This is a genomic window from Acinetobacter junii (assembly GCF_018336855.1).
Taxonomy (GTDB): Bacteria; Pseudomonadota; Gammaproteobacteria; order Pseudomonadales; family Moraxellaceae; genus Acinetobacter; species Acinetobacter junii.
In genome coordinates this window covers 38984-45911 of the sequence record NZ_CP059559.1, presented here as the reverse complement: position 1 = coordinate 45911, position 6928 = coordinate 38984, and the positions used below count along the sequence as shown (strand labels likewise).

The window sequence follows — 6928 nt, the reverse complement described above, 5'->3', positions numbered from 1 at the left end:
TTTTCGCAATCCAAAAATTTAATAAGGTGATCAAATAATATCACAATGAAAAACTAAAAAATCCAAAAAAATACAAAGCAACAAAAAGTATATGAGTTCGCAAAGAAAGAAACACTGTCAATATTTTTCAGACTGAACGGAAGCCATAGGCTCACGGCTCATCTGAAAACATATTGATCAGCAAAAATCAAAAAAAACACACTAATCCTAAAGGGGGTGTAAACGAAGTGTCTACCCCCGATGACCCACTGGCGAAGTGTAGGGATTCATAAGGGAATTATTCCCTTATGTGGGGCTTGGGGTGAAACCCCATATCTATATAAGAAAAATTACAAAAAAAGCCAAAAATCAGCCAAAAAAACCGCTTTTAAAATCAATGCCTTGCATTGCTTTAAAATCGGACAAATGCAAGCATTTGTTTTGTCACTTGTAGCGAATATATAGAGAGGTTATCATGACTACAGCAGTAGGAATGCACGCTTCCGCGTTTCTCTCCGAGAAACAGAAAAAGCAAAAGCAAAAAAGGCATAAAATGGCGATCTATCACTTATCAGTTAAGACAGGCAGGCAATACGGTTCTACAGGAACTCGTGGCGCAAATCATTACGCCTACATTAACCGTGATGGAAAGTATAAAAGAGATGATTTAGAAAATATTAAATCTGGAAATTTACCGTCATGGGCTACTGATGCAAAACACTTTTGGAAGTCAGCAGATAAGAATGAGCGTATTAATGGGCGTGTTTATACTGAATTAGAAATTTCATTACCTAGAGAACTTAATAAAGAACAAAGAGAAGAATTAGTAGAGAAATTTGTTGAAAAAACTTTAGGTGAAAACTTCACTTATTCTTATGCAATTCATAGTCCTCTAGCTAGTGATGGTCAGCAAAACCCGCATGTTCACCTTATGTTTTCTGAAAGAAAATTAGACGGTATAGAGCGTGACGAAGTAAAGCATTTTAAGCGTTATAATCCAGTAAACCCTGAAAAGGGCGGTGCGGGTAAAGATCGTTATTTTTCTTCTAAAATGTTTGTGGTTGATACCCGCCTAGAATGGGCTAACCATGTAAATGATTTTTGTGAAAACTTAGGTATTGATGCACGTATTGATCATAGAAGTTTTAAAGAGCAAGGTATTGAATTGTCTAGCCAAAACTTTAGAGCTGATTACGTTAGCAGTCACAAATACCATATCAATGAAAATATTAAGCAAGTACGTCATCAAAATGGTGAAATAATAATTGAGCGCCCAAGCGAAGCAATTAAAGCATTAACTTCTAATCAATCTGTTTTTTCAGTGCGTGAGCTAGAGCGTTTTTTAATGGCTCATACAGATGGTGAAGAACAATATTTAAAAGCTTATGAATCGGTAATAACTTGCCCTGATATGGCTACTTTATATGGTAAAGATAAAGTCGTATTTTCTTCTAAAGAGCTTGTAGGTATTGAGGAATCAATCTCAACATTTATCTATAATGCTAATGAGGAAAGCCGTATTCAAAAACCATTTAATCTAGTTGAGAAATTACCTTTAAATGCGGTACGTGTTGCTGAAACAAGAACATTTAATAGTGAGCAAGAAAAAGCATTCTATACCTTAACTTCTACCGATCGGATTACATTGTTGAATGGTTCTGCGGGCACAGGTAAATCATACGTTCTAAGTGCCGTTTCTGAAGCCTATAAAGAATCTGATTATCAAGTATATGGAATCGCATTACAGGCAATTACAGCTAAGGCTATAGCGAATGATTGTGATATTCCAAGTAGTACAATTGCTTCTTTCTTGTCTAAGTATGATAGCGGTAATTTAGAAATAAATAATAAAACTGTATTGATCTTGGATGAAGCAGGCATGGTCGGTTCAAGAGATATGCAACGCTTGCTTATGCTTGTAGAAAAACACGATGCACAAATAAAATTAGTTGGTGATAGTTACCAGTTAAGTGCAGTAAGTGCGGGTCATGTATTTGCAAATATTCAAGAAAACTTAGATAAGAAAAATATTGCTTCACTAGAGGATATTCAACGTCAGAAACATGCCAAAGAATCTGACAAGATGATTCAAGCATCTAAATATCTTTCTAAGCATGAAGTAGGTAAAGCAATAGATATTTATAAATCTATTAATATGGTTAATGAATACGAATCTCATGATCTAGCTTTAGCTAAAACTGTTAAGTCATGGAGTGAAGATTCTAGCGAAAGTAAATTAATGCTTGCTCATTCAAATAGTGATGTGAATGAACTAAATCGAATGGCTAGAGCATTGCTTATCAAACAAGGTAAGCTTAATCCTGAAAGTGTTTCTGTGAAAAACTATCAAGGTGATTTAGATATTTCCATCGGTGAGAAAATTGTATTCAAACAAAATAATTCACAGATGAAAGTTAGTAATGGTGAACTGGCTAAAGTAATAGGTTTTGAAAAGGATAAATTCAATAATCCTAAAGCTATGATGGTTCAAATGGAAAGTGATAGCAGAATTGTTAGAGTTGATTTAAAGGAATATGACCAGTTCAAACATGGCTATGCAAATACTATTCACTCATCACAAGGTATGACTGTAGATAGTGCTTATATTGTAGCTAGTGAAAATATGAATGCTAATTTAACTTATGTTGCTTTAACTCGACATAAGCAAAATATTCAAATCAATTATAGTGCTTTAACTTTTGCAACTAATGAAAAAGAAACTGTTAAGACCCCTGACGGTAAAGTTTCTTATGACCATAATTACAAACCAGTAGAAAGAGAAGTAACGGCTTTTGAAAACTTCAAAAAGGTACTTGGACGTTCAGAAACTAAAGAGTTCTCTACAGACTTCACACTTGTAGAATCTAAAGATAATTTAATGAAGTCTTATTTAAATGATCATAGATTGCATTTAGAGAATAAGCGTGAATTGTTTGGAATAAATAGCAAGCTGTATTCATTGACCAGTGAAAATAAAACATTCACTAAAGAAGAAATCGTTTCTGAAGTTAGAGCAAGTTTGAAATCTAAAGCCTTACTTGGTGACGAGATCGTTAAGTTTAACGGCAATATGAATATAGCAAAAGGTGAGCTTGTAAAACTTACTAATGATCTTGAGATTAAAACAGGACTATTTAAAAAGGTAACTTTTGAAAAAGGTACTGAATTAAAAGTTATTGATGCTTATAAAGTTAAAGATAAGCCAGTAATGAAAGCACGAATTAAAAATGAAGAATACGAGATTCCTTTCAATAAATTGAATCTTGAATATTCAGATAAATACTTTAATGAGTTTAAAGACCAGTCAAAAGCTAGATTCGATTCACGGCATAAAACTGAAGTCTATACAGAGTTTAGAGAACAGCTTTTAAAGCAAAAAGCGAATGCACCAAAAGACAATTTGAATGCACCTAATCAGCGTATTAAAAACCCAAATACGCCTAATCGAAACACACCTAAATATTAAATGAGGGCGGTTTTATGAATAATTTTATACATAATGGAAAAATTGTTAGTCCTGATGATGAAGTATTAACACAGGCAATTTTGCAAGAGTGTTATCAAAAAGGGATTAGACCTATTTGCGCTTGTCTGCCACAAAAAAACATTGAAATGTATATCGCTAAAATTGGCGAAAACTTTGTTTTAAAGCGTATGCCTAACAGCGCAGATCAGCACGACTTTAGTTGCCTAAGCTATGAGCCACCTACTGAAATTTCAGGACTAGGCGAGGTTATTGGGGAAGCTATCAAGACAGATGAAACAGGGGCAAGTGTTTTAAAGTTTGAGTTCAGTTTGTCAAAAAGCAATGTATCCAAACAAGCGCCTACGCCAAGTGATACACCTAAAGATACTGTAAAAGCTGAAACAACAAAATTGACCTTAAAAGGGACGTTAGATTACTTGCTTGAAGAAGCTTTGTTAAACCGCCACCAACCGAACATGAAGCATAATTGGTTTCAATTTCGCAAGGCATTAAAAGTAGCTTTGAATGATAAAAAGAATAAAAAAGATGATTTAAGTGGATTGGTTTATATCCCTGAATATTACGACCAAACCAAACACAATGAGATTGAAGCCCGAAGAAAAGCAGAGTTGGCAGACCTGAAAGTTAAAGGCAATAAACGCCCATTAAAAATATTTATTGGTGTGATTAAGTCTATTGAAGATGCACGTTTTGATGGGGGCAGAATCATTCTAAAACATGCCCCAACCTTGCATTTATTTATGGATGCAAAAATGTATAGCCGAGTTAATAAACGCTTTGAAGCCGAGCTTGAGCAGGCGCATTATCAAGACGATGTAAACCTATTAGCAATTGGGACTTTTGGATTTGCGGATAGTGGTATCGCAAAGATTGAAGAAATTGCTCTAGTGCCTTTAAATCAAACTTGGCTACCATTTGAGAGCTTGGGTGAAAAAGAACTCTTAGACACGCTTACAATGCAGAATAGGTCATTCATTAAGTGCTTGCGATATAATCTAAGCCCTAAAAGTCCAATTGCAAACGTATTGCTTACAGACACCAACCCACCAACGGCATTTTACTTAATCAATGATCAGACTGAAGATTCTTATATTACTGAAGCAAAGGAATTGATTGCTTCAAGTGAGTTCACATCAATTCTGGTCAATGTCGATCGGGACGTTGTAGACATTCCACCACCTGAAAATAAACCGTTGTTAGGCTATAACAATCATACTGACACCGCAGTTAATAGTTAAGGATTCATATATGGATTACCAAGAACAGGAACAATTTAAAATTTTTGCGGGCTTTGTCGCTTTTCTGATAGCTGTTTTTTGCTTTCTAGTATGGAAAGGCTCAAGTGCCGTAGGTTTAGATTTTGCCACTGGAATGAAGTCTAGTGTTGGCTTAATTGCTTTGGTAGTGGCGCTGTACTTTGCTATCAAATGGGATATACCTAAAGCTATGCTTTACCCTACGGTAGCTGTTTTATTGGTTGTCTGCTTATTCCCTGCATTAAATTATTATGCGCTTGAAGCTTCAGAAAAATCATTTAATCAAACAACTAATTTTCTTGGTCAGCCAGTACAAGAATTTTCAGCGACCACAATTACCGTTATGTGGGGCATGTGGTATATGAAAGCGGTTTACATGCTTGTAGCGGGCTTAATTGGAGTTGTTCTACAAAGAATTAGGTATCCTGAAGAAAATTATTTTTAAGCGTACTAAGCAAAAAAAGCCAGTTCTATACTGGCTTTTTTATTTTTCTAAAAGGTTGTTTTTAGTCTAAGTTTCTTTTAATGATGATTTTGTATTTATTATGGTCACGCTTTCCACGTTGCCCTGAAAAATATATTCCTGAAGTAGATACATTGTCTGAATTAATCAAAACAAATGGTAAATTTTGTTTCGCTAGAGTGATATAAGCTTCAACACAATCTTTTAACTCATTGTTTTTTTGATCTTTTGGCAAGTCAGCTACGATAAAGCCAACATTAAGTTGATGCTTTTCAAATGTTTCAATAGCTTCACGTTGATCTGCGTCATAGTGAATTTTATTAATTAGTCTAGATATACAAATTGAAATAATTTCATAAACAAGAATTGCGAGTGCTAAAAACATCCCCGCAAAAACTGTAATTTCTTTGCTAAAAATTACACCTAAGTATTCACTTATAATGAATTTAATAAAAATAACTAAAGCTACAACGAAAATCAAAATTTTCAGTATGTTTAGAAGAGATGGATCCGTAAATTTGAACAACTCCTATAAGTGATATTCTGCTCCTCAAATGATGTTATAAACATCAATATATGGAGTATTTTATGGCACGTAGACCAAGAAGAAATCATTCAAATGATTTTAAAGCTAAGGTAGCACTTGCTGCGATTAAAGCAGAAAAAACACTTGCTGAATTGAGTGCTGAGTTTGATGTTCATCAAAACCAAATTATTGACTGGAAAAATCAATTGATCTCAGCTTCCTCGCAAGCTTTCGATCAATCAAAAGCTCCAACAGAACCACCCATCGATCTAAAAAAACTACATGCAAAAATCGGTGAGCAGGCATTAGAAATTGATTTTTTAGAAGGTGTGTTGAAGAAACTGGGCCGCTTCAACCACAAAAGTTAATCGACGACTCACTTCAGATTTCAGTATCTAAGCAAGCTAAGCTGCTGAAAGTCTCCCGTGGTTGTTATTACTATCGCCCAAAACCTGTGAGTGCATCAGATCTGAAGCTGATGCGATGTATTGATGAATTACATATGCAATATCCTTTTGCAGGCAGTCGTATGATGCGTGATTTGTTGAATCGTCAAGGACATCATATAGGACGACGTCATACACGTACTTTAATGAAGAAAATGGGTATTCAGGCGTTATATTGCAAACCAAATTTAAGCCAGGCTAATCAAGCTCACCGTAAATATCCATATCTGCTCAAAGGATTGGCTATTCAGCGCAGTAATCAAGTGTGGTCTACGGATATAACGTATATCCCTATGGCAAAAGGCTTTGTTTATTTATGTGCTGTGATTGATTGGCATAGCCGCAAGGTACTTGCGCATAGAGTATCGATTAGTATGGAGGTGGATTTTTGTATTTCGGCTTTAAATGAAGCGATTGAAAAATATGGTCGACCTGAAATATTTAATACAGACCAAGGCAGCCAGTTTACCAGTGATGCATTTATTGATGTATTGAAATCAAATGGCATTCAAATCAGTATGGATGGTAAAGGTCGATGGGTAGATAATGTGATGGTTGAACGATTATGGCGGAGCGTTAAATATGAAGAGGTGTATCTCAAAGCTTATAGCAGTGTCACAGATGCGAAAAAGCAATTAAGTGCATATTTTGAGTTTTATAATTTGAAACGACCTCATTCGAGTCTAGACAAAATGACACCAAATGAGTTTTACTATGATCAGCTACCCCAACAAAACAAGGTGGCTTAACTAGAGCGGAATATCACTTATA

5 protein-coding genes are annotated in these 6928 nt (G+C 35.0%); 4 read left to right on the top strand and 1 reads right to left on the bottom strand.

The features are described from left to right. The first annotated feature begins 532 nt into the window (after window positions 1-532). From H2677_RS15970 to H2677_RS15960, 3 genes are read left to right on the top strand one after another with little or no spacing between them, the layout of a single operon-like run. Window positions 533-3445, top strand: a complete 2913-nt coding sequence (locus H2677_RS15970; protein ID WP_017480453.1) for an AAA family ATPase — start codon at window positions 533-535, stop codon at window positions 3443-3445. Window positions 3446-3459: 14 nt separating this feature from the next. Further along, entirely contained in the window at window positions 3460-4704 is a 1245-nt protein-coding gene (locus tag H2677_RS15965) for a DUF1173 family protein (RefSeq protein ID WP_015060702.1), read from the top strand. Window positions 4705-4714: 10 nt separating this feature from the next. Continuing rightward, a complete protein-coding gene (locus H2677_RS15960; RefSeq protein ID WP_004993232.1) occupies window positions 4715-5167 on the top strand; it encodes a hypothetical protein in 453 nt (150 codons plus the stop codon). A gap of 61 nt (window positions 5168-5228) precedes the next feature. Here the strand turns inward: H2677_RS15960 and H2677_RS15955 are convergent, their stop codons facing one another. Then, on the bottom strand, window positions 5229-5711 hold the full coding sequence (locus tag H2677_RS15955) for a hypothetical protein (protein ID WP_019768104.1): 483 nt from the start codon (window positions 5709-5711) through the stop codon (window positions 5229-5231). Window positions 5712-5773: 62 nt separating this feature from the next. Here H2677_RS15955 and H2677_RS15950 point away from each other — a divergent pair. After that, a protein-coding gene (locus tag H2677_RS15950; protein WP_223155595.1) for an IS3-like element ISAba14 family transposase occupies window positions 5774-6906 on the top strand; the annotation gives its coding sequence in 2 pieces (ribosomal slippage) (window positions 5774-6026 and window positions 6026-6906; 1134 coding nt in all). Window positions 6907-6928: the final 22 nt, after the last annotated feature.

Excerpts from the sequence above, each read along its gene's own strand:
- H2677_RS15970 (WP_017480453.1), top strand. The coding sequence starts at position 533 with ATGGCGATCTATCACTTATCAGTTAAGACAGGCAGGCAATACGGTTCT.
- H2677_RS15965 (WP_015060702.1), top strand. The coding sequence starts at position 3,460 with ATGAATAATTTTATACATAATGGAAAAATTGTTAGTCCTGATGATGAA.
- H2677_RS15960 (WP_004993232.1), top strand. The coding sequence starts at position 4,715 with ATGGATTACCAAGAACAGGAACAATTTAAAATTTTTGCGGGCTTTGTC.